We start from the raw sequence: 25,715 nt of genomic DNA, 5'->3' as shown, positions 1-25,715 counted from the left end.
CGCGGCTGAACCCGCTCATGCGCGGAGATTGAAAAAGGCGCCTGCGAGGGCGCCTTTTTCATTGCGGTGTCATTCAGCCAATGGCTTTCGACGCCAGCCAGAACAGGCCAGCCGCCAAACCCATCGACGCCGGCAGGGTCAGGACCCAGGCCAGCAGGATGGTCTTCACGGTGCCGCCTTGCAGGCCGCTCTTGTTGGCAACCATGGTGCCAGCCACGCCGGACGACAGCACGTGAGTGGTCGATACCGGCAGGGCGAACACGTTGGCCATGCCGATGGCGCAGGCTGCGGTGATCTGTGCCGACATGCCCTGGGCATAGGTCATGCCCTGCTTGCCGATCTTCTCGCCAACGGTCAGCACCACGCGCTTCCAGCCAACCATGGTGCCCAGGCCCAGGGCCAGGGCGACGGCAACGATTACCCAGAACGGGGCGTATTCGGTGGTAGCGGTCAGGTCCTTGCGCAGCTTTTCCAGGTCGGCCTTTTCACGGGCTTCCAGGCCTGGCAGCTTGCCGACCTTTTTCGCCGTGTCGTCCAGGCACAGCAGGTAGCGACGCACTTCAACGCGCTTTTCCGCATCCAGGCTGTGGTAGTCGGTCACACCTTGCAGCGAAGATTGCAGCGCGGCAATGGTCGGTTCGGTCTGCTTCGGGTTGCAGCTGAACTGCTCCGGCAGGTCGCTGGCATTGGCCTTGCCCAGCGCCAGGAACTCGCCCAGGGTAGCGGCGTTGCGCTGGTAGAACTGGCTCATGTGCAGGGTGGCGTCGCGGGTCCGCTCGATCTGGTAGGTGGTGCTGTTCAGGTCGAGGACGAACTTGGCCGGTACGATACCGATCAGCACCAGCATGATCAGGCCAATGCCTTTCTGGCCGTCGTTGGAACCGTGCACGAAGCTTACGCCCATGGCCGAAACCACCAGTACCAGGCGGTTCCAGAACGGCGGGTGCTTCTTGTCGTCGAGCTTGCGACGCTGCTCGGGGGTCTTGTGCATCTTCGACAGCGGACGCCACCACTTCAGGCCGATCAGCACCAGGGCTGCGACGGCGAAGCCGGCCATTGGCGACACCACCAGCGACATGGCGATGTCGATCGCCTTCTGCCAGTTGACGCCGTCGCCCAGCGGGATGTCGTTGATCAGTGCGTTGGCCAGGCCGACGCCAAGAATGGAGCCGATCAGCGTGTGCGAGCTGGAGGCCGGGATACCGAAGTACCAGGTGCCGAGGTTCCAGGTGATGGCCGCAGCCAGCAACGAGAAGACCATGGCCAGGCCGTGTCCGGTGTTCACATTGATCAGCAGCTCTACCGGCAGCAGGTGCACGATGGCATAGGCCACCCCCACACCGCCGAGCAGAACGCCAAGGAAGTTGAACACGCCGGAGAAGAACACGGCGAGGTGCGGCGGCATGGCTTTGGTATAGATGACGGTGGCTACCGCGTTGGCGGTGTCATGAAAGCCATTGATGAACTCGAAGGCGAGTACGAAGGTCAGGGCGAGCAGCAAGCTCACCAGTACCCAGGCATCCAGTCCGCTGAATAATTCGATCATGAAGGTTGTCTGGCGGTCATAGGGGGGCGGGATTATGCCAGAAAACCACGGCAATCGATGCATCTGCGACAGACCGATGGCAGTCTTCCAACGTTGCGCATGCTGTGCGCGGCGGAGCCAGCGCTCAGGAAAATGTCGGCCAAAACGCGGGAAATACGACGGAAAACGTTAAAAGTCCGACGAAAAATTCGCGGCGCTACCATTCAAACGGTCGTATGAAATTTGTGTGATTCCATTTCATCTTCGGCCTGGCGGTAAAGATCGAGCCCGCCCGGGCAGGCCGGGCGGCGATGCGCTGGCGCGATCCGGTTTCAGGAGTTGTCGCTACGCAGTTCCTTTTCCATACGCTCCAGTTCCTGGCTGAAGGCCTGGTCACGCACGCTGGCACGCTTGCGCCAAGGTTTGCGTTCCGGATCTGGTTGTGCGGCGTAAGTCGTGACCTCGCCACCATAGACGTCCTTGTAACGTTCAGCCTGGCGCTCCAGTTCTGCGCGCAGTTCGTCTTTCGTCACATGCTTTACCTGAATTAAGTTTGTTCGCTGTTTGTCATGTGCAGTACAGCCTGCGCATGCCTGGTTGCCACGCTGGCGTGATACAGCAGAAGGTTCGTTGCCGCTGCAGCGCTGCGGCCTGCCTGTCCGATTATAGCAATCGACATTTAGCTGAACACCGTTATTTACCGGCTCCGACATTCCCGACATAAGTAACGGATAGGTCCGACAACAGTGTTTGCCTTCGTGCAAGTTCGAAAAGCAAGACGGGAAAAAGTTCGTCGTCAGAACGGGTAGAGGTATTCGACTGGCTGTGCAATGAAAAACGGCCTCGCCTGAAAGGCGAGGCCGTTGCCTGGGACTTCTACGGTGGGTACCTGACCAGTCTCTCCAAAGAAGCCACAAGTGGCCTGAGAAAGGTATAAGTAAAAGTGTCAGCGGTCAATTGCGATTATCGGCCGTTTGTTCGATAATCGCACGAGCGGGCGTTTTTTTTGAGGTATGCAATGAGTGACGAAAAGCTGGCCAACGATTCCGTCCATCCAGACTCGGCCATTCCAGAGCAGGCACGATCTGCCTCGACAGCGCTGGCGCCGCCGATCGTGGCGTCGCCGGCCAAGCGTATCCAGGCCTTCACCGGCGACCCGGACTTCATGACCTCCCTGGCGCGTGGCCTGGCCGTGATCCAGGCCTTCCAGGAACGCAAGCGTCACCTGACCATCGCCCAGATCAGCCATCGCACCGAAATTCCCCGGGCAGCGGTGCGCCGCTGCCTGCACACGCTGATCAAGCTGGGCTATGCCACCACCGACGGGCGCACCTATTCGCTGTTGCCCAAAGTATTGACGCTGGGCCATGCGTACCTGTCCTCGACGCCGTTGGCGATATCCGCCCAGCCTTACCTGGACCGCATCAGCGACCAGTTGCACGAGGCGGCCAACATGGCCACCCTCGAGGGTGACGATATTCTTTATATAGCCCGTTCAGCCACGGTGGAGCGGCTGATCTCGGTCGACCTGTCGGTGGGTGGGCGCCTGCCGGCCTATTGCACGTCGATGGGGCGCATCCTGCTGGCGGCGATGGACGACACCAGTCTGCGCGAGTACCTGGAGCGTGCAGACCTGAAGGCCCGCACCAGCCGTACCTTGCACGACCCCGAGTCGCTGTTCGCCTGTATCCAGCAGGTGCGTGCCCAGGGCTGGTGCGTGGTGGACCAGGAGCTGGAGCAGGGGCTGCGCTCGATTGCGGTGCCGGTGTATGACGCTTCGGGGCAGGTGTTGGCGGCGTTGAACGTGAGTACGCATGTCGGGCGGGTGACGCGCAGCGAGCTGGAGCAGCGCTTCCTGCCGATTCTGCTGGCCGCCAGCCGGGACCTTTGCCATCAGTTGTTTGGCTGAGCAGCCAAGGGGCGTGTGCTGCCCCTTTCAAATTGAGAACAGGCAAAACCGTTTCCTGTGCGATAAACGCACAGTGTCGTTCGCGGCGAATTGCTTCACTTGTGCCCGCTGATTAATGTCTCTCGCAGCGGTCGGCGGCGCTGACCGAACAAGAAAAATACAAGAGGCACTTAACATGACTACTGTCCCTTCGCTGGCGCGGCCGCACTCGCGCGCAGTCCCGTTGTATCCAGGCTGACACAAGCCGTTCTCACCCAATGATTGCCTCCTGTGCCGGTTGACCGCGTGCAGTGGCCTGGCTGTGCCCTAATCCTGGATAACAATAATGAACCAAGCGCAAACCAACGTCGGCAAGAGCCTCGACGTCCAGTCGTTCATCAATCAGCAGCCGCTGTCCCGCTATCAATGGCGCGTGGTGCTGCTGTGCTTCCTCATCGTCTTCCTCGATGGCCTCGACACCGCCGCCATGGGCTTCATCGCCCCGGCCCTGTCGCAGGAGTGGGGGATCGACCGCGCCAGCCTCGGCCCGGTCATGAGTGCCGCACTGATCGGCATGGTGTTCGGTGCCCTGGGCTCCGGCCCGCTGGCCGATCGGTTCGGCCGCAAGGGCGTGTTGGTTGGGGCGGTGCTGGTGTTCGGCGGCTTCAGCCTGGCATCGGCCTATGCCACCAATGTCGACCAGTTGCTGGTGCTGCGTTTCCTGACCGGCCTGGGCCTTGGCGCAGGCATGCCCAACGCCACCACGCTGCTGTCCGAATACACCCCCGAGCGGCTCAAGTCGCTGCTGGTGACCAGCATGTTCTGCGGCTTCAACCTTGGCATGGCTGGCGGTGGCTTCATTTCCGCGAAGATGATCCCGGCCTACGGCTGGCACAGCCTGTTGGTCATCGGTGGCGTGCTGCCGTTGCTGCTGGCACTGGTGCTGATGGCCTGGCTGCCGGAGTCGGCGCGGTTCCTGGTGGTGCGCAATCGTGGCAACGACAAGGTGCGCAGGGCCCTGTCGCCCATTGCGCCGCAGGTAGTCGCCGAGGCTGGCAGCTTCAGTGTGCCGGAACAAAAGGCCGTGGCCGCACGCAACGTGTTTGCGGTGATCTTCTCTGGTACTTACGGCCTGGGCACCGTGCTGTTGTGGCTGACCTATTTCATGGGCCTGGTCATCGTCTATCTGCTGACCAGCTGGCTGCCGACGCTGATGCGCGACAGCGGTGCGAGCATGGAGCAGGCTGCCTTCATCGGCGCGCTGTTCCAGTTCGGCGGCGTGTTGAGTGCCGTCGGTGTGGGCTGGGCCATGGACCGCTTCAACCCGCACAAGGTGATCGGCATCTTCTACCTGCTGGCCGGGGTGTTCGCCTACGCCGTGGGGCAGAGCCTGGGCAATATCACACTGTTGGCTACCCTGGTGCTGGTTGCCGGCATGTGCGTGAACGGGGCGCAGTCGGCCATGCCGTCGCTGGCGGCACGCTTCTACCCGACGCAAGGCCGGGCCACTGGGGTATCGTGGATGCTGGGCATCGGCCGTTTCGGGGCGATTCTCGGGGCCTGGAGTGGCGCGACACTGCTGGGCCTGGGCTGGAGTTTCGAGCAGGTGCTGACGGCGCTGCTGGTACCGGCAGGGCTGGCGACCGTAGGTGTGATCGTGAAAGGGCTGGTGAGCCACGCGGACGCGACCTGAGGTGCCGGCGAAGGGGCCGGTAAAGGTAACGAAAGGAGATAGGTAGGGATGCAATAATTGGTTCGATAATCGCACAAATAGTCGATTATCGGATTGTAAGGCCCCTGCCAGTCTCCTTAATCTGAGCTTACCGAAGCATCCTGACCAGGAGTCTCCAAATGGCCGCAATTCTCTCGCTTCACGAAGCCGTGAAGCAGTTCATCCAGGACGGCGACACCGTCGCCCTGGAAGGTTTCACCCACCTGATCCCGACTGCCGCTGGCCACGAAATCATCCGCCAGGGCAAGCGCGACCTGACCCTGGTGCGCATGACCCCGGACCTGATCTACGACCAGCTGATCGGCGCCGGTTGCGCCAGCAAGCTGATCTTTTCCTGGGGCGGCAACCCGGGTGTCGGTTCGCTGCACCGCCTGCGTGATGCCGTCGAAAAGCAATGGCCGCACGCTATCGAGATCGAAGAGCATAGCCATGCGGATCTGGCCAACGCCTACGTTGCGGGAGCATCGGGCCTGCCATTCGCGGTGCTGCGTGCCTACGCCGGTTCCGACCTGCCGAAAGTCAACCCGCTGATCAAGAGCGTGACCTGCCCGTTCACCGGTGAAGTGCTGGCTGCGGTACCGTCGGTGCGCCCGGACGTGACCGTGATCCATGCGCAGAAGGCTGACCGCAAGGGCAACGTGCTGCTGTGGGGCATTCTCGGTGTGCAGAAGGAGGCTGCCCTGGCCGCCAAGCGTTGCATCGTCACCGTCGAGGAAATCGTCGACGATTTGCAAGCACCCATGAACGCCTGCGTGCTGCCGACCTGGGCCCTGAGCGCTGTATGCCTGGTGCCGGGTGGCGCGCACCCGTCCTACGCCCACGGCTACTACGAGCGTGACAACCGCTTCTACCAGGCCTGGGACCCGATTGCGCGTAACCGCGACACGTTCACCGCCTGGATCGACACCTACATCCGCGGCACTGCCGATTTCAACGAATTCAAGGCCAGGCTGGCCAGCACTGCGGAGGCCGCACAATGAGCTACTCCACTTCCGAAATGATGACCGTCGCCGCAGCCCGCCGCCTGCGCAACGGTGCTGTGTGTTTCGTCGGCATCGGCCTGCCGTCCAAGGCCGCCAACCTGGCACGCCTGACCTCGTCGCCTGACGTGGTGCTGATCTACGAGTCCGGCCCGATCGGCGCCAAGCCAAGCGTGCTGCCGCTGTCGATCGGCGACGGCGAGCTGGCCGAGACCGCCGACACCGTGGTGCCGACCGGCGAGATCTTCCGCTACTGGCTGCAGGGTGGCCGCATCGATGTCGGCTTCCTGGGCGCTGCGCAGGTCGACCGCTTCGGCAACATCAACACCACCGTGGTCGGGGACTACCACGCTCCGAAAACCCGCCTGCCAGGCGCCGGTGGCGCACCGGAGATTGCCGGTTCCGCCAAACAGGTTTTGATCATCCTCAAGCAGTCGCCGCGTGCCTTCGTCGACAAGCTGGATTTCATCACCTCGGTCGGCCACGGTGAAGGCGGCGACTCGCGCAAGCGTCTTGGCCTGCCAGGCGACGGCCCGGTCGGCATCATCACCGACCTGTGCATCATGGAGCCGGAAGCCGGCACCAACGAGTTCGTCGTCACCGCCATCCACCCGGGGGTGACCCGTGAACAGATCATCGCCGCCACTGGCTGGGCGATCCGCTTCGCCGACGATGTGCAGACCACTGCCGAACCCACCACAGTCGAGCTGTCCGCCTTGCGCGACCTCGAAGCCCGCACCGCCGCGGCCCATGGCCAGGTGGCAGGAGAAGCCTGATGCGCGACGTATTCATCTGTGACGCCATCCGTACCCCGATCGGCCGCTTCGGCGGCGCGCTGGCCGGCGTGCGGGCCGACGACCTGGCCGCCGTGCCGCTGAAGGCGCTGATCGAGCGCAACCCCAGCGTGCAATGGGAGCAGCTGGACGAAGTGTTCTTCGGCTGCGCCAACCAGGCCGGTGAGGACAACCGCAACGTGGCACGCATGGCCCTGTTGCTGGCCGGCCTGCCGCAGAGCATCCCCGGCGTCACCCTGAACCGCCTGTGCGCTTCGGGCATGGATGCCATCGGCACCGCGTTCCGCGCCATCGCCAGCGGCGAAATGGAGCTGGCGGTCGCCGGCGGCGTCGAGTCGATGTCGCGTGCCCCGTTCGTCATGGGCAAGGCCGAGAGCGGCTACTCGCGCAACATGAAGCTCGAAGACACCACCATTGGCTGGCGTTTCATCAACCCGCTGATGAAGAGCCAGTACGGTGTGGATTCGATGCCGGAAACCGCCGACAACGTGGCTGATGATTACCAGGTTTCGCGCGCCGACCAGGACGCCTTCGCCCTGCGCAGCCAGCAGAAGGCTGCCGCTGCCCAGGCCGCCGGTTTCTTTGCCGAAGAGATCGTGCCAGTGCGTATCGCGCACAAGAAAGGCGAAACTGTCGTCGAGCATGATGAGCACCTGCGCCCGGAGACGACCCTGGAAGCCCTGGCCCGGCTCAAGCCGGTCAACGGCCCGGACAAGACCGTCACCGCAGGCAACGCTTCGGGCGTGAATGACGGCGCTGCGGCGCTGATCCTGGCCTCTGCCGAAGCGGTGCAGAAGCACGGCCTGACCCCACGTGCACGGGTCCTGGGCATGGCCAGTGCCGGTGTCGCGCCGCGGGTGATGGGCATCGGCCCGGTGCCGGCGGTGCGCAAGCTGACCGAGCGCCTGGGTATCGCAGTGAACGATTTCGATGTGATCGAGCTCAACGAAGCCTTTGCCAGCCAAGGTTTGGCCGTGCTGCGTGAGCTTGGCGTGGCCGACGATGCACCGCAGGTGAACCCCAACGGCGGCGCGATCGCCCTGGGCCACCCGCTGGGCATGAGCGGTGCGCGCCTGGTACTGACGGCGCTGCACCAGCTGGAGAAGAGCGGTGGGCGTAAAGGCCTGGCGACCATGTGCGTGGGCGTTGGGCAGGGTCTAGCGTTGGCCATCGAGCGGGTTTGACCTGTACCGGTCTCTTCGCGGGCACGCTCGCTCCCACAGCAGGGACCACGCCTCCCGCCGTAGGTGCAGGCGTGTTGGCGAGGGGGCCGAACCTTGGACGCAAGGCCAGGGCGGAACGAGCGTGTTACCAGGTGTGTCTAGAATTACCTGCGACCCTCCAGGAGTGAACTCACCATGACCTCAACCTATTACACCGGTGAAGAACGCAGCAAACGCATCTTCGCTATCGTTGGTGCCTCCTCGGGCAACCTGGTGGAATGGTTCGACTTCTATGTCTACGCCTTCTGTGCCATCTACTTTGCCCCGGCTTTCTTTCCCTCCGACGACCCTACGGTGCAGTTGCTGAACACGGCGGGCGTGTTCGCCGCGGGCTTTCTGATGCGCCCCATCGGTGGCTGGATCTTCGGTCGCCTCGCCGACCGCCATGGACGCAAGAATTCCCTGATGATCTCGGTGCTGATGATGTGCTTCGGCTCGCTGATGATCGCCTGCCTGCCGACCTACGCCAGCATCGGCACCTGGGCCCCGGCATTGCTGTTGCTGGCCCGCCTGATCCAGGGCCTGTCGGTAGGTGGCGAATACGGCACCACCGCTACCTACATGAGTGAAGTGGCCCTGCGCGGCCAGCGCGGTTTCTTCGCCTCGTTCCAGTACGTCACCCTGATCGGCGGCCAGTTGCTGGCGGTGCTGGTGGTGGTGATCCTGCAGCAGTTGCTCACCGAGGACGAGCTGCGCGCCTGGGGCTGGCGCATTCCGTTCGTGGTCGGCGCCATCGCCGCGCTGATTTCGCTGATGCTGCGCCGCTCGCTGCATGAGACCAGTAGCGCCGAAGTCCGCCAGAGCAAGGAGGCCGGCACCATCAAGGGCCTGTTCAGCAACCATGCGGCAGCCTTCATTACCGTGCTTGGCTATACCGCCGGTGGTTCGCTGATCTTCTACACCTTCACCACCTACATGCAGAAATACCTGGTCAACACGGCGGGCATGACGGCAAAAAACGCCAGCTACGTGATGACCGGTGCGCTGTTCCTGTTCATGGTGCTGCAGCCATTCTTCGGCATGCTCTCCGACCGTATCGGCCGGCGCAATTCGATGCTGCTGTTCGGCGCCCTGGGGACACTGTTCACGGTGCCGCTGCTGATGGCGTTGAAAACCGTGAGCAGCCCGTTCATGGCTTTCGTGCTGATTACCCTGGCCCTGTGTATCGTCAGTTTCTACACCTCGATCAGCGGCCTGGTGAAGGCCGAGATGTTCCCGCCGCAGGTGCGCGCGTTGGGTGTGGGCCTGGCCTATGCGGTGGCCAACGCGGCGTTCGGCGGTTCGGCCGAATATGTGGCCCTGGGCCTGAAGTCCCTGGGCATGGAAAACACTTTCTACTGGTACGTGACGGCGATGATGGCGATTGCTTTCCTGTTCAGCCTGCGCCTGCCGAAGCAGGCGGCGTACCTGCACCACGATGATTAAGGACGTGGCATGACCAACCAACTGTTCGACGCCTACTTCACCGCCCCGGCCATGCGCGAGATATTCTCCGACCGCGGCCGGCTGCAAGGCATGCTCGATTTCGAAGCGGCGCTGGCACGTGCCGAAGCGGCGGCCGGGCTGGTCCCGCATAGCGCCGTCGCGGCCATCGAGGCGGCCTGCCATGCCGAGCGCTACGATGTGCGCGCGCTGGCCGACGCGATTGCCAGCGCTGGCAACTCGGCCATCCCCCTGGTGAAGGCGTTGGGCAAGGTGATTGCCAGTGGCGTGCCCGAGGCCGAGCGCTACGTACACCTGGGTGCCACCAGCCAGGATGCGATGGATACCGGCCTGGTGCTGCAGTTGCGCGCAGCCCTCGACCTGATCGAGGCCGACCTTGCCAGGCTGGCCGCTACCCTGTCCCGCCAGGCCTTGCAGCACGCCGACACACCGCTGGTAGGACGCACCTGGCTGCAGCACGCCACGCCGGTGACCCTGGGCATGAAACTGGCCGGTGTGCTGGGTGCCGTGAGCCGTCACCGGCAACGCCTGCAGGAACTGCGCCCACGCCTGCTGGTGCTGCAGTTCGGTGGCGCCTCGGGTAGCCTGGCCGCCCTCGGCAGCAAGGCAATGCCGGTAGCCGAAGCCCTGGCCGCTCAGCTTCAGCTGAGCCTGCCCGAGCAGCCCTGGCACACCCAGCGTGACCGCCTGGTGGAGTTTGCTTCAGTGCTGGGCCTGGTCGCTGGCAGCCTGGGCAAGTTTGGCCGCGATGTCAGCCTGCTGATGCAAACCGAGGCGGGGGAGCTGTTCGAGCCTTCCGCGCCAGGCAAGGGTGGCTCCTCGACCATGCCGCACAAACGCAACCCGGTGGGTGCCGCTGTGCTGATCGGTGCGGCGACCCGCGTGCCGGGCCTGGTCTCGACGCTGTTTGCCGCCATGCCCCAGGAGCACGAACGCAGCCTCGGCCTGTGGCATGCCGAATGGGAAACCCTGCCGGAGATCTGCTGCCTGGTTTCCGGTGCGTTGCGCCAGGCCCAGGTGATTGCCGAGGGCATGGAGGTGGATGCCGCGCGCATGCGCACCAACCTCGACCTGACCCAGGGGCTGGTGCTGGCCGAGGCGGTGAGCATCGTCCTCGCCCAGCGGGTTGGCCGCGACCGCGCCCATCACCTGCTGGAGCAATGCTGCCAGCGCGCCGTGGCCGAGCGGCGTCACTTGCGTGCGGTGCTGGGCGAAGAACCGCAGGTCAGTGCCGAACTGTCTGGCGAAGAACTCGACCGCTTGCTCGACCCTGCCCATTACCTGGGCCAGGCGCGTGTCTGGGTGGCACGCGCCGTATCCGAACATCAACGTTTTACTGCCTGAAGGAGACCGCTGTGGCGCATTTGCAACTGGCCGATGGCGTTTTGAACTACCAGATCGATGGCCCGGAAAACGCCCCGGTGCTGGTCCTGTCCAACTCGCTGGGCACCGACCTGGGCATGTGGGACACGCAGATCCCGCTGTGGCGCCAGCACCTGCGGGTGCTGCGCTACGACACCCGTGGCCACGGCGCATCGCTGGTCACGGAAGGCCCATACACCATCGAACAGCTGGGCCGGGATGTATTGGCCCTGCTCGACGGCCTGGACATCGCCAAGGCGCACTTCGTCGGCCTGTCGATGGGCGGCCTGATCGGCCAATGGCTGGGCATCAATGCCGGCCAGCGCCTGCATAGCCTGACGCTGTGCAACACCGCCGCCAAGATTGCCAACGACGAGGTGTGGAACAGCCGCATCGACAGCGTGCTCAAGGGCGGCCAGCAGGCCATGGTCGACCTGCGCGATGCTTCCATCGCCCGCTGGTTCACCCCGGGGTTTGCCCAGGCCCAGCCAGCCCAGGCCCAGCGCATCTGCCAGATGCTGGCGCAGACCAGCCCGCAAGGCTATGCCAGCAACTGCGCGGCGGTGCGCGATGCCGACTATCGCGAGCAACTGGGCCGGATCCAGGTGCCGACGCTGATCGTGGCCGGTAGCGAAGACGTGGTAACCACGCCGGAGCACGGCCGCTTCATGCAGGCCGCGATCGACGGTGCCGAGTACATCGACTTCCCGGCTGCGCACCTGTCCAACGTCGAGGTCGGCGAGCCGTTCAGCCGCCGCGTGCTCGACTTCCTGCTGGCTCACTGAGGCTATCGCCATGGACGAGAAACAACGTTACGACGCCGGCATGCAAGTACGCCGCGCAGTGCTTGGCGATGCCCATGTGGACCGCAGCCTGGAAAAGCTCAACGACTTCAATGGCGAGTTCCAGGAAATGATCACCCGCCACGCCTGGGGTGACATCTGGACTCGCCCGGGGCTGCCGCGGCACACACGCAGCCTGATCACCATCGCCATGCTGATCGGCATGAACCGCAACGACGAACTGAAGCTGCACCTGCGCGCGGCAGCCAACAACGGCGTGACCCGCGATGAAATCAAGGAAGTACTGATGCAGAGCGCGATCTATTGTGGCATTCCGGCGGCCAATGCCACCTTCCACCTGGCTGAGTCGGTGTGGGATGAGCTGGGGGTGGAATCACGGAGCTGAGCCCTGCTGGAGTCCTGGGGCCGCTTCGCGGCCCATCGCGACGCAAGGCGGCTCCTACAACGAGCGCGCCACAACCGGGCCGGCGTTGCGCTCGACGGCCTGCTTCAGGGCCGGGCACAGGCCCAGCATGAACGCCGCTTCCGCCACCACGAACAGCGGCCCGATGATCAGGCCGCTGACGTCGTCGACAAATGCCGGTTTACGGCCCTCGTAGTAGTGGCCGACGAACTGGATGATCCAGCCCACCACGAACGCCGCCAGACCACTGCCAAGCCACAGTGCAGTGGACTGTACCGCCAGCACCTGGCCGACCCACAGGCACAGCCCCAGCAACACGCCCATCACCAGCCCGAAGCGCAGGTCCAGGCGCAGATAGAACCATACCGACGCCGCCGCTGCCAGCAGTGCCGGGGAAAGCCACATGCCTGCCACGTCCCAGCCTGGGCGTGACAGCAGGATGGTGACTGCCAGTACGATCAACGGAATGCCCATGAAGTGGGTGGCGATGTTGCGTGGGTCGCGATGGTAGCCGGCGTATTGGCTCAGGTGGTCGACGAGGTTCTTCATGTTGTGCCTCCCTGGTTTGCCCGATCGGGGTGTCTTGCAGGCACCGGCAAAGCGGCCGGTGCTGCAAACCGATATAGCTCAGGATAGACCGCCGACACTACCATCATCAGCCAGGCGAATGGCAGCGGCCTGCACTGCCATATCCAGTGGTTCAAAGCAGGTTCAGCGGGTAACTCACGATCAACCGGTTCTCATCGAACGCGTTGGTGCTGAAGTCCCTGCGCATGGTGGAGTTGCGCCATTTCAGCGACAGGTCCTTGAAGCTGCCCGACTGCACCACATAGGCCAGTTCGGTCTCCCGCGCCCATTCCTTGCCATCGTCCACGGCGCCTGCGGTGACGTTGTCACCCTTGATATAGCGGTTCATCAGGGTCAGGCCGGGTACGCCGACGGTGGCGAAGTTGAAGTCGTAGCGCACCTGCCAGGAGCGCTCCTTGGCATTGTCGAAGCTGGAGTTGTAGCTGTCGTTGGCCAAGGTGCCGCCGCTGGTGCCGTTGACCCGCATCCAGGCGTTGTCGCCGCTGACCTTCTGCAGGCCGACATAGAAGGTGTGGCCCTGGTAGCGAGCCGAGAGCAGGGCCGAGGCCGTGCGGTTGTCCAGTTCGCCGGCGCGTTCGGCGCCGTCTTCCTTGCCGGTGAAGTAGCCCAGGTTGGCGCCCAGGGTCCAGTCGCCCAGCGGCTGGCTGTGCACCAGGTTGAGGTACTGCTGGCGGTAGATGTCCTTGAGCTGCGCATCCCACAGGCCAATCATGGTGCGCTTGTCGTTGAAGGTGTACTCGCCGCCGGCAAAGTTGAAGCGGTCGGAGGTGAACGCCGCCTTGCCGTTCAACGACATGTCTTCCATGCTGGCATCGTTGCGCGGGCTGTTGCCGCGAAACTGGCCGGCGTACAAGGTCAGGCCGGCGATTTCCTTCGAGGTTAGCTGGCCACCACGGAAGGTCTGTGGCAACGAGCGGCCGTCGTCCGAGCGCAGGATTGGCAGTACCGGCATCCATTCACCCACTTTCAGTTCGGTTTCGGACAGCCTGGCTTTCAGCGCCACGCCCAGGCGACCGAAGTCATCGGCGGGACGGCCATCGTCGTGCACCGGCAGCAGGTGGGTGTTGGTGGTGCCTTTGCCGCCGTCGAGCTTGACCGAGTACAGGCCCAGTACGTCCACGCCGAAACCGACGGTACCCTGGGTGAAACCGGAGCGGGCGTCGAGGATGAAGCTCTGCGTCCATTCCTCGGCCTTGGCCTGCGGGTGGGCCGGGTCGACGAAATTGCGGTTGATATAGAAGTTGCGCAGGTTGAGGGTGGCCTTGGCGTCCTCCATGAAGCCACTCTCGGCAGCGTACAGCGGGAAGGCGCAGGACAGGGCCAACAGGCCGGGCAGCAGCTGGCGTGCGGGTTGCAAAGTGCTCATCTGTCGTGGATCTCTTGTTTTTATGGGCGAGCCGGTGTGCTGCAGGATGCGGCCTGCAGGTGCGGGTCTTGGGGATGAACCGGGGCAACGTTGCGTGGAGAGGATGGTGCGGGGTGGGGCATGGGTGAGGCAATTCGCCGCAAACGGAAGCGGGCGATAATCGAACGGAATGTTCCGGCTGGTTAATTTATTTTCTGCGCCGCACCGGTAGCCCGCTAAGAGCCCGGGGCAGGCAACAGAAAACAAAAAGCCCACCGCGAGGGTGGGCTTGATGCTGTTGCAGTCTCAATCAGCCTTTCGGTGTTTCCACCGAAGCCTGCTGGTTGGCCTGCCCGGTCTGCTCGTACCAGCCGCCGCCAAGCGCCTTGTACAGGTTGACCTCGCTGGTCAGCTGCGACAGACGGTCGCCGATCAGGGCCTGCTGGGCGCTGAACAGGTTGCGCTGGGCATCGAGGAAGGTCAGGTTGCTGTCGATACCGATGCGGTAGCGGCGTTCGGCCAGGCGGTAGTAGTCCTGGTTCGCCTGCACCAGGTCGCGTTGTGCCTGCAGCTGCTCCTCGAAGGTCTTGCGCGCCGCCAGGCCATCGGAGACTTCCTGGAAAGCCGTCTGGATGGTCTTTTCGTACTTGGCGACGTTGATGTCCTTCTGGATCTTCGAGTAGTCCAGGCTGGCCTTCAGGCTGCCGGCGTTGAAGATCGGCAGGTTGATCTGCGGCTGGAACAGCCAGGTGCCTTGGCCGCCCGAGAACAGGTGGCCCATGTCCGGGCTCAGGCTGCCGGCATTGGCGGTCAGGCTGATGCTCGGGAAGAACGCCGCCCGGGCTGCACCGATGTTGGCATTGGCGGCCTTGAGCAGGTGCTCGGCTTCCTGGATGTCCGGGCGACGCTGGAGGATGTCCGACGGCAGGCCGGCCGGTACCTCGGCCAGCTGGTCGGCATTGAGCTCCAGCGGCTTGGGCAGGTCGGCGGGAATGCCGGTGCCCAGCAGCACGGTCAGGCTGTTGACGTCCTGGGCGACCAGGCGCTGGTACTGCGAGTACTTGACCCGGGCGCCTTCCACGGCGGTGCGCGCCTGGCTGACGTCGAGTGCCGAGGCTACGCCGACTTCGTTGCTGCGACGGGTGAGGTTGTAGCTTTCCTCGTAGGTCTTCAGCGTTTCTTCGGTCAGCTTGAACAGCGCCTGGTCGGCCTGCCAGGTGTAATAGGCGTTGGCCACGCTGGCGACCAGGCTGATCTGCGTGGAGCGGCGCGCCTGCTCGCTGGACAGGTAGGTTTCCAGGGCCTGTTCGGTCAGGCTGCGTACGCGGCCGAACAGGTCCAGCTCGTAGGCACTGACGCCCAGGGTGGCGGAGTACTGGCTGGTGATGCCGGCTTCGCCGGTTTGCGACATGTTCGCCGGTACCCGCTGGCGGCTGCCGCTGCCATTGGCCGAGACCGCCGGGAACAGGTCGGCCCGCTGGATACGGTATTGTGCGCGGTAGGCGTCGATGTTCAGCGCCGCTACGCGCAGGTCGCGGTTGTTCACCAGCGCGGTCTGGATCAGTTGCTGCAGCGCCGGGTCGTGGAAGAACTGGCGCCAGCCCTGTTCGGCGGCGGCAACGTCTGCCGACTGTGTTGGCGAGTATGCCGGGCCTTGCGGCCACTGCGCAGCCACCGGCGACTCCGGGGTCTGGTAGTCAGGGATCAGCGAGCAGCCGCCAAGAATGAAAGCGGTTACCGCCAGGGACAACAAAGACTTGGTCATTGCCCAGCCTCATAACGTGGAGTTTCAGGGGTGACGTCCTTTTCCGGCTGTTTGCTGCCGAACAGCGACGACACTGCGACGAAGAACAGCGGTACCCAGAAGATTGCCAGAATGGTCGCACTGATCATGCCGCCGATCACACCAGTACCGATGGCGTGCTGGCTGCCGGCGCCAGCGCCATTGGCGATGGTCAACGGTACCACGCCGAGAATGAACGCCAGCGAGGTCATGATGATCGGACGCAGACGCATGCGGCACGCCTCGATCGCCGCGTCGTACAGACTGCGGCCTTGTTCGTGCAATTCCTTGGCGAACTCGACGATCAGAATGGCGTTTTTCGCCGCCAGGCCGATGGTGGTCAGCAGGCCGACCAGGAAGTACACGTCATTCGACAACCCGCGCAGGCTGGTGGCAATCAGTGCACCGATGATGCCCAGAGGCACTACCAGCACCACGGCGATCGGGATCGACCAGCTTTCATACAGGGCTGCCAGGCACAGGAACACGAACAGTACCGAGAGGGCGAACAGCGCCGGCATCTGCGAACCGGAGAGTTTTTCCTCGTAGGACATGCCGGTCCAGGAGTAGCCGATACCGTCAGGCAGTTCGCCGGCGATGCGCTCTACCTCGGCCATGGCTTCACCGGTGCTGTAGCCAGGTGCCGGTGCACCCAGGATTTCCATGGCCTCGACACCGTTGTAACGCGACAGCTTGGGCGAGCCGTAGCTCCATTCACCCTTGGCGAAGGAGGAGAACGGCACCATTTCGCCGGCGCCATTGCGCACGTACCACTTCTGCAGGTCTTCCGGGCTCATCCGTGCGTTCGGCTCGCCCTGGATGTACACCTTCTTGACCCGGCCACGGTCGATGAAGTCGTTGACGTAGCTGGCACCCAGGGCAATCGACAGGGTGTTGTTGATGTCGGCGATGGTCACGCCCAGGGCGCTGGCACGTTCGTCATCGATGGTCAGCTGGTACTGCGGTTCGTCGTTCAGGCCGTTCGGGCGAACGGCGCTGAGGACTTTGCTCTGCGCAGCCTTGGCCAGGAACTGGTTGCGTGCTTCCATCAGCTTGGCATGGCCGACACCGCCACGGTCCTGCAGGAACACGTCGAAGCCGGTGGCGTTACCCAGTTCCAGCACCGCAGGCGGGGCGAAGGCGAACACCATCGCATCGCGGAAGGTGAAGAAGTGCTGCTGGGCGCGTTGGGCCAGGGCGAACACGCTGTTCTCCTTGGAACGTTCACCCCATGGCTTGAGCATGATGAATGCCATGCCCGAGCTCTGGCCACGGCCGGCGAAGTTGAAACCGTTGACGGTGAACACCGACGCCACGGTGTCGGCCTCTTCCGTCAGCAGGTACTCACGCATCTGGTCGACCACCACCTGGGTGCGCTCGGCACTGGAGCCGGCCGGGGTCTGCACCTGGGCGAACAGTACGCCCTGGTCTTCTTCCGGCAGGAACGCGGTGGGGATGCGGGCAAACAGCCAGATCATGCCGACCACGATCAGCGCGTAGGCGAGCAGGAACGGTGCCTTGTTGCGCAGGATGGTGCCCACGCTGCGTTCGTAGCCGGTAACACTGCGGTCGAAGTTGCGATTGAACCAGCCGAAGAAGCCGCGCTTGGCGACGTGATGCTCGCCTTTTTTCAGCGGCTTGAGCATGGTGGCGCACAGGGCCGGGGTGAAGATCAGCGCCACCAGCACCGACAGGCCCATGGCCGAGACGATGGTGATGGAGAACTGCCGGTAGATCACACCGGTGGAGCCGCCGAAGAATGCCATGGGCAGCAGTACTGCCGACAGCACCAGGGCGATACCCACCAGGGCGCCCTGGATCTGCTCCATCGAGCGCTTGGTGGCTTCCTTGGGTGGCAAGCCTTCCTCGGACATTACCCGCTCGACGTTTTCCACCACGACGATGGCGTCGTCCACCAGCAAGCCGATGGCCAGGACCATGGCGAACATGGTCAGGGTGTTGATGCTGAAGCCCGCTGCGGCGAGGATGCCGAACGTACCCAGCAACACCACGGGTACGGTCATGGTGGTGATGATGGTGGCGCGGAAGTTCTGCAGGAACAGGTACATCACCAGGAACACCAGGACCACGGCTTCGATCAGGGTGTGGATCACGCCGCTGATCGACTCGGTGACCACCGGGGTGGTGTCATACGGGAATACCGCTTTCACCCCAGGTGGGAAGAACGGCTCCAGGTCGGCGATGGTCTGGCGCAGGGCCTTGGCGGTGTCCAAAGCGTTGGCGCCGGTGGCCAGTTTTACCGCAAGGCCAGAGGCCGGCTTACCGTTGAACTGGGCGCTGACTGCGTAGTTTTCACCGCCCAGGCCAACCTGGGCGACATCACCCAAGCGCACCTGCGAACCGTCGCTGTTGACCTTGAGCAGGATCTTCTCGAACTGCTCGGCGGTCTGCAGGCGGGTCTTGCCGATGATGGTGGCGTTCAGCTGGGTACCCGGTACGGCAGGCAGGCCGCCGAGCTGGCCGGAGGACACCTGCACGTTCTGCGCGGCTACGGCGTTCTTGACGTCTACCGGGGTCAGCTGGAACTTGTTCAGCTTGGCCGGATCGAGCCAGATACGCATGGCGTACTGCGCACCGAACACCTGGAAGTCACCCACGCCTGCGGTACGCGAGATCGGGTCCTGCATGTTGGAGACGATGTAGTTGGCCAGGTCGTCCTTGGACATGCTGCCGTCTTCGGACACCAGACCGATCACCAGCAGGAAGTTCTTCACAGCCTTGGTGACACGGATACCTTGCTGCTGCACTTCCTGCGGCAGCAGCGGGGTGGCCAGGTTCAGCTTGTTCTGTACCTGCACCTGAGCGGTGTCAGGGTTGGTGCCCTGCTCGAAGGTGGCGGTAATGGTCATGCTGCCGTCGGAGTTGCTTTCCGACGACACATAACGCAGGTGGTCGATACCGTTGAGCTGCTGCTCGATCACCTGCACCACGGTGTCCTGCACGGTTTGCGCCGAGGCGCCCGGGTAGGTCACGGCGATGGCGATGGCCGGCGGCGCGATGCTGGGGTACTGGTTGATCGGCAGCTTCAGGATCGACAAGGCGCCGACCAGCATGATCACCAAGGCGATCACCCAGGCGAAGATCGGGCGATCGATAAAGAACTTCGACATGGTTTACTCCGCTTTGGCGTCTGCTTTCGCCGCGTTGGCCTGATCGGGGCCGGCGGGTTTCTTGACGTTGGTGGCTTCGCTGACCTTGACCTCGACGCCTGGGCGCACGTACTGCAGCCCTTCGGTGATCAGCCGGTCACCCGGTTTCAGGCCTTCCTCGATCAACCAGTCGCTGCCCAGGGTACGGTTGGCCTTGAGCTGGCGCAGCTCGACCTTGTTTTCCTGGTTGACCACCAGCGCGGTCGGTGCGCCTTTCAGGTCGCGGGTCACGCCCTGTTGCGGCGCCAGGATGGCATTGGCGTTGACCCCGGCCTTGAGCCGCGCATGCACGAACATGCCGGGCAGCAGGGTGTGGTCAGGGTTGGGGAACAGCGCGCGCAGGGTGACCGAACCGGTGGTCTCGTCGACCGCGACTTCGGAGAATTCCAGGCGACCTTCCTGCTTGAACAGGCTGCCGTCTTCCAGCACCAGTTGCACCGAGGCGGCGTTGTCGCCGGCCTTTTGCAACTGGCCGCTTTCCAGGTCACGGCGCAGCTTGAGCAGCTCGGCGGTGGACTGGGTGACGTCAACGTAGATCGGGTCGAGTTGCTGGATGGTCGCCATGGCGTTGGCCTGGCCATTGCTCACCAGCGCACCCTCGGTGAACGCCGAACGACCGATACGGCCGCTGATCGGCGCCAGCACCTTGGTGTAGCGCAGGTCGATCTGCGCGCTCTTGAGCGAAGCCTCGGCCTGCAATCGTTTGGCATTGGCGTCGTCGTATTCCTGCTTGGACACAGCCTGTTCATCGATCAGCTGTTTGTAGCGTTCGGCCAGCGAACGGGTGGCCTGCAGGTTGGCCTGGGCATTGGCCAGGTTGGCTTCGTAGACGGCAGGGTCGATCTGGTACAGCTGCTGGCCTTCCTTGACCTCGCTGCCTTCCTTGAACAGGCGCTTGAGGATGATGCCATTGACCTGCGGACGCACCTCGGCGACGCGGTAGGCACTGGTGCGCCCCGGCAGTTCCGAGGTCAGGGTGAAGGCCTGGGGCTGGATGGTCACGACGCCGACCAGAGGAGCCTGCGCCACGGGCGCTGCTTCTTCTTTCTTGCAGCCACTGAGCAGGGATGCCAGGGCGACGGCGGAAACCAGAGCGGTAACGGCTGGCTTGAATTGCATGAGGATCCTCGGGGCGCTGGAGCAGGGAGACGCTCAAGAGTAATGGAAGAATCTTGATCTGGAAAAATTGCTATCCGGTGGATAAATAGCTTGCTAAGGAATATACTTACATTCATGGTTGTTTGTAAATACCGCTGGGTTGTACTTCAGTACTGCTCAGCCCCTGATCAGCTCATCCGCGATGCACCCCGCAGAGGTGCTCCGGAGCATTTCCCGTACGCGCCACGCGTTCGGGCCAGACGAGGTTGGTACTGCCATGGTCCGTCGAACCAAAGAGGAAGCCCAGGAAACCCGCGCCCAGATCATCGAGGCGGCGGAAAGGGCCTTCTACAAGCGCGGGGTTGCGCGAACCACCCTGGCCGACATCGCCGAGCAGGCGGGTGTGACGCGCGGGGCCATCTACTGGCACTTCAACAACAAGGCCGAGCTGGTGCAGGCACTGCTCGACAGCGTGCACGAAACCCATGACCACCTGGCGCGGGCCAGCGAAAGCGAGGACGAAGTCGACCCGCTTGGCTGCATGCGCAAGCTGTTGCTGCAAGTGTTCAACGAGCTGGTGCTCGATGCCCGAACCCGGCGTATCAATGAAATCCTGCATCACAAGTGCGAGTTCACCGATGACATGTGTGAAATTCGCCAGCAGCGCCAGAACGCGGTGCTGGATTGCCACAGGGGCATCACCCTGGCGTTGGCCAACGCCGCGCGCCGGGGCCAGTTGCCAGGCGAGCTGGATGTCGAGCGCGCGGCGGTGGCCATGTTTGCCTATGTCGATGGCCTGATAGGGCGCTGGCTGTTGCTGCCTGACAGTGTCGACCTGGTGAAAGATGTCGAAAAGTGGGTTGACACCGGGCTGGATATGCTGCGCTTGAGCCCGGCTTTGCGCAAATGACACTTTGTTAAGGATTGTGAGGGAGTGTTTCCCCTTTGTATTAAGAGGGGATTAATGCTGCCCGGCTTTCAGCGGCCCCGTAGTTGCCGGTCTGGCAAGGCCAATGCGACAAACAGTCCCAGCACAGCCACCCCGGCACTGACCATCAACAGCTGCCGGAAGGTTTCCAGCAAGCGCCCCTGCGTCACCAGGTCCACTTCACCGGCCTTCAGGCTGCCCAGCAAGGGATTGCCCAGCGAGGCGAACCCGCCCTGTTGCAGCAGCGCCAGGAGCAGGCTCGACATGCACGCCACGCCCATGGCCCCGCCCAGCGAGCGGAACAGGTTGGTCGTGCTGGTAGCGACCCCGATGTCCTTGCTGTCGACCGCACTTTGCGTGCCCACCAGCGAAGTCGGAAACTGCAACCCGCAGGCAATACCGGTCAGCAGCATGAACAGCGCGCTCAGCCAGCCCGACTGTGGCGGGGTCAGCGCCATGGCGAAAATGGCCACTGGCATCAGCAGCGCACCGGCCAGGATCTGTGGCTTGTAGCGCCCGGTCCGGCTGGTCAGGCGGCCGCCGGTAAAGGCCCCCATGGGCAAGCCCATCACCAGGGGTAGCAGATGCAGGGCGGCGCTGTCGGCACCGGCGCCGGTGATGCCCTGGAAACGCAAGGGCATGAGCATGGTCAGGGCGATCGACTGGAAGCTGGCGAAGAAGATCACGCCCCAGCACAGCACCGCCACGCGGTTGCCGAACAGGCTGAGCGGCAGCAGCGGCTCGGGGCAGCGGCGCTCATGGGCGATGAACAGCAGCAGGCCCAGCACGGCGCAGGCGAACAGCGCCAGCACGGCCGTGTCGAGCCAGGCGCGGCCCTGGCCGACCAGGGTGATGCCCAGCAACAGGCTGCCCAGGCCGAGCACCAGCAGCACGGCACCGAGGTAATCCACCTGCGCCTTGCGGCGCTGCGCCGGCATGCCGACAAGGGCGCGGCGGATCGCCCACAGCGCGACCAGCCCCAGTGGCAGGTTGATCCAGAATACCCAGCGCCACGACAGGTACGCAGTCAGCCAGCCGCCCAGCACCGGCCCGGCGACGCTTGCCACTGCATACATGCTGCTGAAATAACCTTGGTAGCGACCCCGCTCGCGCGGCGGTACGAAGTCGCCGATGATCGCCTGGCTCACCGAGACCATGCCGCCCGCGCCGATGCCTTGCAGCACCCGGGCCAGTACCAGTTGCGGCATGTCCTGGGCCAGGGCGCAGGCGATCGAGGCCAGGGTGAACAGGCTGATGCCGGTGAGGATCATCCGCCGCCGCCCGTACAGGTCGCCCAGCTTGCCGTAGATCGGCACGGCCACGGTCATCGCCACCATATAGCCGGAGATGACCCAGGCCAGCAGGCCGACATCGTTGAACTGTGCCGATATTGCCGGCAGTGAGACAGCGACAATGGTCTGGTCCAGCGCACCAAGGAAGATCGCCAGCATCAGGGCGGTGAGCACGTTGCGCAACGTAGTGGGGGGCAGGGCGGCGGTCACGGGTATACCTTTGGGTCGGTAACGGCCTCAGCGAGTTGCAAAGGCTCCCGGATTGTAACCTGAGTTAGGTAGCTTCCTATGTACTATCTGCATCCCCTATGCAAGATCGGCATTGGCGCATTCATCCAGTGCTGCATGGCTGCGTGATATCGTTGGTATGCCACAAAGGCTGAAAATCGGGGCTTGCACCAGCTTGGTGCAACGTTTTGCCGCAGGTATTTTGCGCCTTTGTCTCCCACACCTTTTATTCCTCTGCCTGCATGTCGAGCATGACCGCCCAGATGGCGACGGTTGGAACAGGTCAGGTAGACCCGATTACAGGGGTCGGTAGTTACCGTTCGAATTTCAACTAATTTTGCGGAGTGATCATGCCCAAGGCTTCCCATCAAGATCTGCGTTTTGCCTTCCGCGAGCTGCTCGCTTCAGGTGCCTGTTACCACACCGCATCGGTGTTCGACCCGATGTCGGCACGCATTGCCGCAGACCTGGGTTTCGAGGTCGGCATTCTCGGCGGTTCCGTCGCTTCGCTGCAGGTGCTGGCCGCACCGGACTTCGCCCTGATCACCCTTAGCGAGTTCGTCGAGCAGGCCACCCGTATCGGCCGCGTGGCGCAACTGCCGGTGCTGGCTGACGCGGACCACGGCTATGGCAACGCGCTGAATGTCATGCGTACGGTCATCGAGCTGGAACGTGCCGGCGTGGCCGCGCTGACCATCGAGGACACCCTGCTGCCAGCGCAATTCGGGCGCAAGTCCACCGACCTGATATCGGTCGAAGAGGGCGTTGGCAAGATCCGCGCGGCACTGGAGGCACGAGTCGATTCCTCGTTGTCGATCATCGCCCGTACCAATGCCGGTGTGCTTTCCACCGAAGAGATCATCGTGCGTACCCAGAGTTACCAGAAGGCTGGTGCCGACGGAATCTGCATGGTCGGGGTGAAGGATTTCGAGCAGCTGGAACGGATTGCCGAGCACCTGACGGTACCGTTGATGCTGGTCACCTACGGCAACCCGAACCTGCGCGATGATGAGCGTCTGGCGCGCCTGGGCGTGCGTATCGTGGTTGATGGCCATGCCGCCTATTTTGCCGCGATCAAAGCTACCTACGACTGCCTGCGACTGCAGCGCGGCCAGCAGAACAAGTCGGAAAACCTCAGCGCTACCGAGCTGTCGCACACCTACACCCAGCCCGAGGACTACATCCGCTGGGCCAAGGAATACATGAGCGTCGAGGAGTGACAGCGCGACAGCTTCGGGACGTCACAGGTCTCTGTCCCATTCCGGTTCGTCGCTGAACCGCTGCACCAGGAAGTCCAGCATGCTGCGCAAGGTCGCCGGCATGTGCTTGCGCGACGTGTACACGGCGTTCAGGTTCAGCTCGCGCGGCTTTGCCTCGGGCAGCAGGCGCACCAGCTCGCCTCGGCGCAGGGCCTCGGCGGCCTGATAGGTCGGCAGCATGGCGATGCCGGCGCCGGCCAGCGCCGCCTTCTGAAGGGTCATCGCCTCGTTGGCGCTGATATTCCCCGCCACCGGCACGGCAACCTGCTGCCCAGCCACCTCGAAATGCCACAAGCTGTGGCCGAAATAGGCATGAGTGAGGCAATTATGCCGGCTCAGGTCTTCGACCTGTTTGGGTGTGCCGTGTTCACGCAGGTAGGCCGGTGCCGCGCACACTGCCGAGCGGCACACACTCAGGCGCCGGGCGATCAGGTTGGGGTCCAGGTCGTTGCTGGTGCGGATCGCCAGGTCGATGCGTTCATCCACCAGGTTGACCGTGCGATCGAGCATTTGCAGCTCCACCTTCACTCCCGGGTAGCGCCGAACGTAGGCAGCGACCGCATCTACCAACTGGGCCTGGCCGAATGAGGTGCTCACGCTGATGCGCAGCGCGCCTTTGGGCGCGTCATCCGGTTGCTGCACCGCAGCTTGCAGGTCGCCAGCCAGTTCCAGCAGTTGCCGGCAACGGGGCAGGGTTTCCTCGCCGGCGGCAGTGAGGCTGAGTCTGCGCGTGGTGCGCTGCATCAACCGCGCGCCAACCCAGTCTTCCAGCTCTGCCAGGTAGCGCGACACCACTGGCCGGGAAAGCTGCAGATGATCCGCCGCAGCCGATTGGCTGCCGAGGTCGACAACGGCGACGAAAACCCGCATGGCATTGAGACGGTCCATGATCTGCCCGATTTCAGAAACAAACTATGTGCGAGGATCGCATTTTTTGGCACGGATCGGGCAACTAAGCTGTTGGGCATTGTTCCCCTGACGAGCGTTTCCAATGCCTTTTTTTACCACCTTGCGTGGCCTGCTACTGGCCTGCGTTACCCTGGCCGGCCCGGCGCTGGCTGCCGAGCCCTTGCAGCTGGAGGTCTACAACCCCGGCCATGCGGCAATTTTTCCGGTCAGTTCGGTGATCGTCAGCGGTGAACACGACGCCGTGCTGATCGATGCCCAGTTCGGCAAGGCCCAGGCCGAGCAGCTGGTGCAGCGTTTGCGAGCAAGTGGCAAGCACCTGACCAGTATCTACATCAGCCATGGTGACCCGGACTACTACTTTGGCCTGGATACTGTCACCCGGGCCTTCCCCGACGCCAAGGTGCTGGCCTCGGCCGCCACGGTTGCCCATATCCGCCAGACCATGGCGGCCAAGCTGGCCTACTGGGGGCCGCAGATGGGCACGGACAAACCGGCGCAGTTGGTGCTGCCGCAGGTGCTCGAAGGCGACCGCCTGATGCTGGAGGGACAGGCCCTCGAGGTGGTTGGCCTGGACGGCCCGCAACCCGATCGCAGTTTCGTATGGATCCCGGCGATCAAGGCGGTGGTCGGTGGCGTGGTGGTGTCCGAGCACATCCATGTGTGGATGGCTGATATCGCATCGGCCAAGTCGCAGGCTGACTGGCTCGCCACCCTGGCGCATATCGAAGCACTGGCGCCACGTACGGTCATCCCCGGGCACTATCTGGGGGACAGCAGCCGGTCGCTGCAGGCCGTGCGTTTCACGGCGAACTACATTCGTGATTTCGATGCCGAGACCGCCAAGGCGAAAGATGCCGGTGCGTTGATCGAGGCGATGAAGCAACGTTACCCAGGCCTGGCCGATGAGAGCTCGCTGGTGTTGGGGGCCAAGGTCGCCAAGGGTGAGATGAAGTGGTAATTCC

21 protein-coding genes are annotated in these 25,715 nt (G+C 63.5%); 12 read left to right on the top strand and 9 right to left on the bottom strand.

From position 1 onward, the window contains the following. Positions 1–73: 73 nt before the first annotated feature. Together QSV36_RS05425 and QSV36_RS05420 are read right to left on the bottom strand one after the other, a co-directional pair. A complete protein-coding gene (locus tag QSV36_RS05425; RefSeq protein WP_289130595.1) occupies positions 74–1,546 on the bottom strand; it encodes an inorganic phosphate transporter in 1,473 nt (490 codons plus the stop codon). 311 nt (positions 1,547–1,857) lie between these two features. After that, positions 1,858–2,058, bottom strand: coding sequence for a hypothetical protein (locus QSV36_RS05420; RefSeq protein WP_051098410.1), 201 nt, complete (start codon positions 2,056–2,058; stop codon positions 1,858–1,860). 485 nt (positions 2,059–2,543) lie between these two features. Between QSV36_RS05420 and pcaR the strand changes: the two genes are divergently transcribed. From pcaR to pcaC, 9 genes are all read left to right on the top strand, one after another. After that, positions 2,544–3,434, top strand: coding sequence for a pca regulon transcriptional regulator PcaR (gene pcaR / locus QSV36_RS05415; protein WP_289130591.1), 891 nt, complete (start codon positions 2,544–2,546; stop codon positions 3,432–3,434). Positions 3,435–3,759: 325 nt separating this feature from the next. Further along, a complete protein-coding gene (gene pcaK / locus QSV36_RS05410; RefSeq protein WP_289130588.1) occupies positions 3,760–5,106 on the top strand; it encodes a 4-hydroxybenzoate transporter PcaK in 1,347 nt (448 codons plus the stop codon). 158 nt (positions 5,107–5,264) lie between these two features. Next, the gene (locus tag QSV36_RS05405) at positions 5,265–6,125 is read left to right on the top strand and encodes a CoA transferase subunit A (protein ID WP_225779103.1); all 861 of its coding nucleotides are present in this window, start codon (positions 5,265–5,267) and stop codon (positions 6,123–6,125) included. Continuing rightward, on the top strand, positions 6,122–6,901 hold the full coding sequence (locus QSV36_RS05400; RefSeq protein ID WP_289130584.1) for a CoA-transferase subunit beta: 780 nt from the start codon (positions 6,122–6,124) through the stop codon (positions 6,899–6,901). Before QSV36_RS05405 ends, QSV36_RS05400 begins: the two co-directional genes overlap by 4 nt. Further along, positions 6,898–8,103, top strand: a complete 1,206-nt coding sequence (gene pcaF, locus QSV36_RS05395; protein ID WP_289130903.1) for a 3-oxoadipyl-CoA thiolase — start codon at positions 6,898–6,900, stop codon at positions 8,101–8,103. Before QSV36_RS05400 ends, pcaF begins: the two co-directional genes overlap by 4 nt. A 174-nt stretch (positions 8,104–8,277) precedes the next feature. Then, positions 8,278–9,567, top strand: a complete 1,290-nt coding sequence (locus QSV36_RS05390; protein ID WP_289130581.1) for an MFS family transporter — start codon at positions 8,278–8,280, stop codon at positions 9,565–9,567. A 9-nt stretch (positions 9,568–9,576) separates the two neighbouring features. Continuing rightward, on the top strand, positions 9,577–10,929 hold the full coding sequence (locus QSV36_RS05385) for a 3-carboxy-cis,cis-muconate cycloisomerase (protein ID WP_289130579.1): 1,353 nt from the start codon (positions 9,577–9,579) through the stop codon (positions 10,927–10,929). An 11-nt stretch (positions 10,930–10,940) separates the two neighbouring features. Beyond that, complete coding sequence (pcaD, locus tag QSV36_RS05380; RefSeq protein WP_289130576.1) at positions 10,941–11,732, top strand: 3-oxoadipate enol-lactonase; 792 nt, start codon at positions 10,941–10,943, stop codon at positions 11,730–11,732. 10 nt (positions 11,733–11,742) lie between these two features. Continuing rightward, positions 11,743–12,135 (top strand): 4-carboxymuconolactone decarboxylase, encoded by a 393-nt coding sequence (gene pcaC, locus QSV36_RS05375; RefSeq protein ID WP_047583944.1) that lies wholly within the window; start codon positions 11,743–11,745, stop codon positions 12,133–12,135. 54 nt (positions 12,136–12,189) lie between these two features. Here pcaC and QSV36_RS05370 read toward each other — a convergent pair whose 3' ends face one another. From QSV36_RS05370 to ttgA, 5 genes are all read right to left on the bottom strand, one after another. Beyond that, the gene (locus tag QSV36_RS05370; RefSeq protein ID WP_289130574.1) at positions 12,190–12,702 is read right to left on the bottom strand and encodes an Mpo1 family 2-hydroxy fatty acid dioxygenase; all 513 of its coding nucleotides are present in this window, start codon (positions 12,700–12,702) and stop codon (positions 12,190–12,192) included. A 151-nt stretch (positions 12,703–12,853) separates the two neighbouring features. Beyond that, entirely contained in the window at positions 12,854–14,107 is a 1,254-nt protein-coding gene (locus QSV36_RS05365) for an OprD family porin (protein WP_289130572.1), read from the bottom strand. Positions 14,108–14,396: 289 nt separating this feature from the next. Beyond that, complete coding sequence (locus QSV36_RS05360; protein ID WP_289130570.1) at positions 14,397–15,851, bottom strand: AdeC/AdeK/OprM family multidrug efflux complex outer membrane factor; 1,455 nt, start codon at positions 15,849–15,851, stop codon at positions 14,397–14,399. After that, on the bottom strand, positions 15,848–19,000 hold the full coding sequence (gene ttgB / locus QSV36_RS05355) for a multidrug efflux RND transporter permease subunit TtgB (protein WP_289130568.1): 3,153 nt from the start codon (positions 18,998–19,000) through the stop codon (positions 15,848–15,850). Before ttgB ends, QSV36_RS05360 begins: the two co-directional genes overlap by 4 nt. 3 nt (positions 19,001–19,003) lie before the next feature. Further along, positions 19,004–20,158 (bottom strand): toluene efflux RND transporter periplasmic adaptor subunit TtgA, encoded by a 1,155-nt coding sequence (gene ttgA / locus QSV36_RS05350; RefSeq protein ID WP_289130567.1) that lies wholly within the window; start codon positions 20,156–20,158, stop codon positions 19,004–19,006. Between the two features lie 256 nt (positions 20,159–20,414). Here ttgA and ttgR point away from each other — a divergent pair, with 256 nt between their 5' ends. Continuing rightward, positions 20,415–21,047 (top strand): efflux transport transcriptional regulator TtgR, encoded by a 633-nt coding sequence (gene ttgR / locus QSV36_RS05345; protein ID WP_289130565.1) that lies wholly within the window; start codon positions 20,415–20,417, stop codon positions 21,045–21,047. Between the two features lie 68 nt (positions 21,048–21,115). Here the strand turns inward: ttgR and QSV36_RS05340 are convergent, their stop codons facing one another. Beyond that, positions 21,116–22,567 (bottom strand): MDR family MFS transporter, encoded by a 1,452-nt coding sequence (locus QSV36_RS05340; protein ID WP_289130564.1) that lies wholly within the window; start codon positions 22,565–22,567, stop codon positions 21,116–21,118. A 368-nt stretch (positions 22,568–22,935) separates the two neighbouring features. Between QSV36_RS05340 and QSV36_RS05335 the strand changes: the two genes are divergently transcribed. Next, positions 22,936–23,805 carry an oxaloacetate decarboxylase gene (locus QSV36_RS05335; protein WP_225779090.1) on the top strand — a complete coding sequence of 290 codons (870 nt, stop codon included), beginning with the start codon at positions 22,936–22,938 and terminating at the stop codon, positions 23,803–23,805. A gap of 21 nt (positions 23,806–23,826) precedes the next feature. Here the strand turns inward: QSV36_RS05335 and QSV36_RS05330 are convergent, their stop codons facing one another. Continuing rightward, entirely contained in the window at positions 23,827–24,732 is a 906-nt protein-coding gene (locus QSV36_RS05330) for a LysR family transcriptional regulator (protein WP_289130562.1), read from the bottom strand. A gap of 103 nt (positions 24,733–24,835) precedes the next feature. Here QSV36_RS05330 and QSV36_RS05325 point away from each other — a divergent pair, with 103 nt between their 5' ends. Beyond that, entirely contained in the window at positions 24,836–25,711 is an 876-nt protein-coding gene (locus QSV36_RS05325; RefSeq protein ID WP_289130560.1) for an MBL fold metallo-hydrolase, read from the top strand. Positions 25,712–25,715: the final 4 nt, after the last annotated feature.

Origin of the sequence: Pseudomonas sp. BCRC 81390 (assembly GCF_030341915.1) — a bacterium.
Taxonomy (GTDB): domain Bacteria; phylum Pseudomonadota; class Gammaproteobacteria; order Pseudomonadales; family Pseudomonadaceae; genus Aquipseudomonas.
The sequence above is the reverse complement of the archived record's forward strand: the minus strand, read 5'-3'. Positions and strand labels throughout refer to the sequence as shown.

Coding starts and splice junctions, on each gene's coding strand:
- QSV36_RS05425 (WP_289130595.1), bottom strand. CDS start 1,546: ATGATCGAATTATTCAGCGGACTGGATGCCTGGGTACTGGTGAGCTTG.
- pcaR (WP_289130591.1), top strand. CDS start 2,544: ATGAGTGACGAAAAGCTGGCCAACGATTCCGTCCATCCAGACTCGGCC.
- pcaK (WP_289130588.1), top strand. CDS start 3,760: ATGAACCAAGCGCAAACCAACGTCGGCAAGAGCCTCGACGTCCAGTCG.
- QSV36_RS05405 (WP_225779103.1), top strand. CDS start 5,265: ATGGCCGCAATTCTCTCGCTTCACGAAGCCGTGAAGCAGTTCATCCAG.
- QSV36_RS05400 (WP_289130584.1), top strand. CDS start 6,122: ATGAGCTACTCCACTTCCGAAATGATGACCGTCGCCGCAGCCCGCCGC.
- QSV36_RS05390 (WP_289130581.1), top strand. CDS start 8,278: ATGACCTCAACCTATTACACCGGTGAAGAACGCAGCAAACGCATCTTC.
- QSV36_RS05385 (WP_289130579.1), top strand. CDS start 9,577: ATGACCAACCAACTGTTCGACGCCTACTTCACCGCCCCGGCCATGCGC.
- pcaC (WP_047583944.1), top strand. CDS start 11,743: ATGGACGAGAAACAACGTTACGACGCCGGCATGCAAGTACGCCGCGCA.
- QSV36_RS05370 (WP_289130574.1), bottom strand. CDS start 12,702: ATGAAGAACCTCGTCGACCACCTGAGCCAATACGCCGGCTACCATCGC.
- QSV36_RS05365 (WP_289130572.1), bottom strand. CDS start 14,107: ATGAGCACTTTGCAACCCGCACGCCAGCTGCTGCCCGGCCTGTTGGCC.
- QSV36_RS05360 (WP_289130570.1), bottom strand. CDS start 15,851: ATGACCAAGTCTTTGTTGTCCCTGGCGGTAACCGCTTTCATTCTTGGC.
- ttgB (WP_289130568.1), bottom strand. CDS start 19,000: ATGTCGAAGTTCTTTATCGATCGCCCGATCTTCGCCTGGGTGATCGCC.
- ttgA (WP_289130567.1), bottom strand. CDS start 20,158: ATGCAATTCAAGCCAGCCGTTACCGCTCTGGTTTCCGCCGTCGCCCTG.
- ttgR (WP_289130565.1), top strand. CDS start 20,415: ATGGTCCGTCGAACCAAAGAGGAAGCCCAGGAAACCCGCGCCCAGATC.
- QSV36_RS05335 (WP_225779090.1), top strand. CDS start 22,936: ATGCCCAAGGCTTCCCATCAAGATCTGCGTTTTGCCTTCCGCGAGCTG.
- QSV36_RS05330 (WP_289130562.1), bottom strand. CDS start 24,732: ATGGACCGTCTCAATGCCATGCGGGTTTTCGTCGCCGTTGTCGACCTC.
- QSV36_RS05325 (WP_289130560.1), top strand. CDS start 24,836: ATGCCTTTTTTTACCACCTTGCGTGGCCTGCTACTGGCCTGCGTTACC.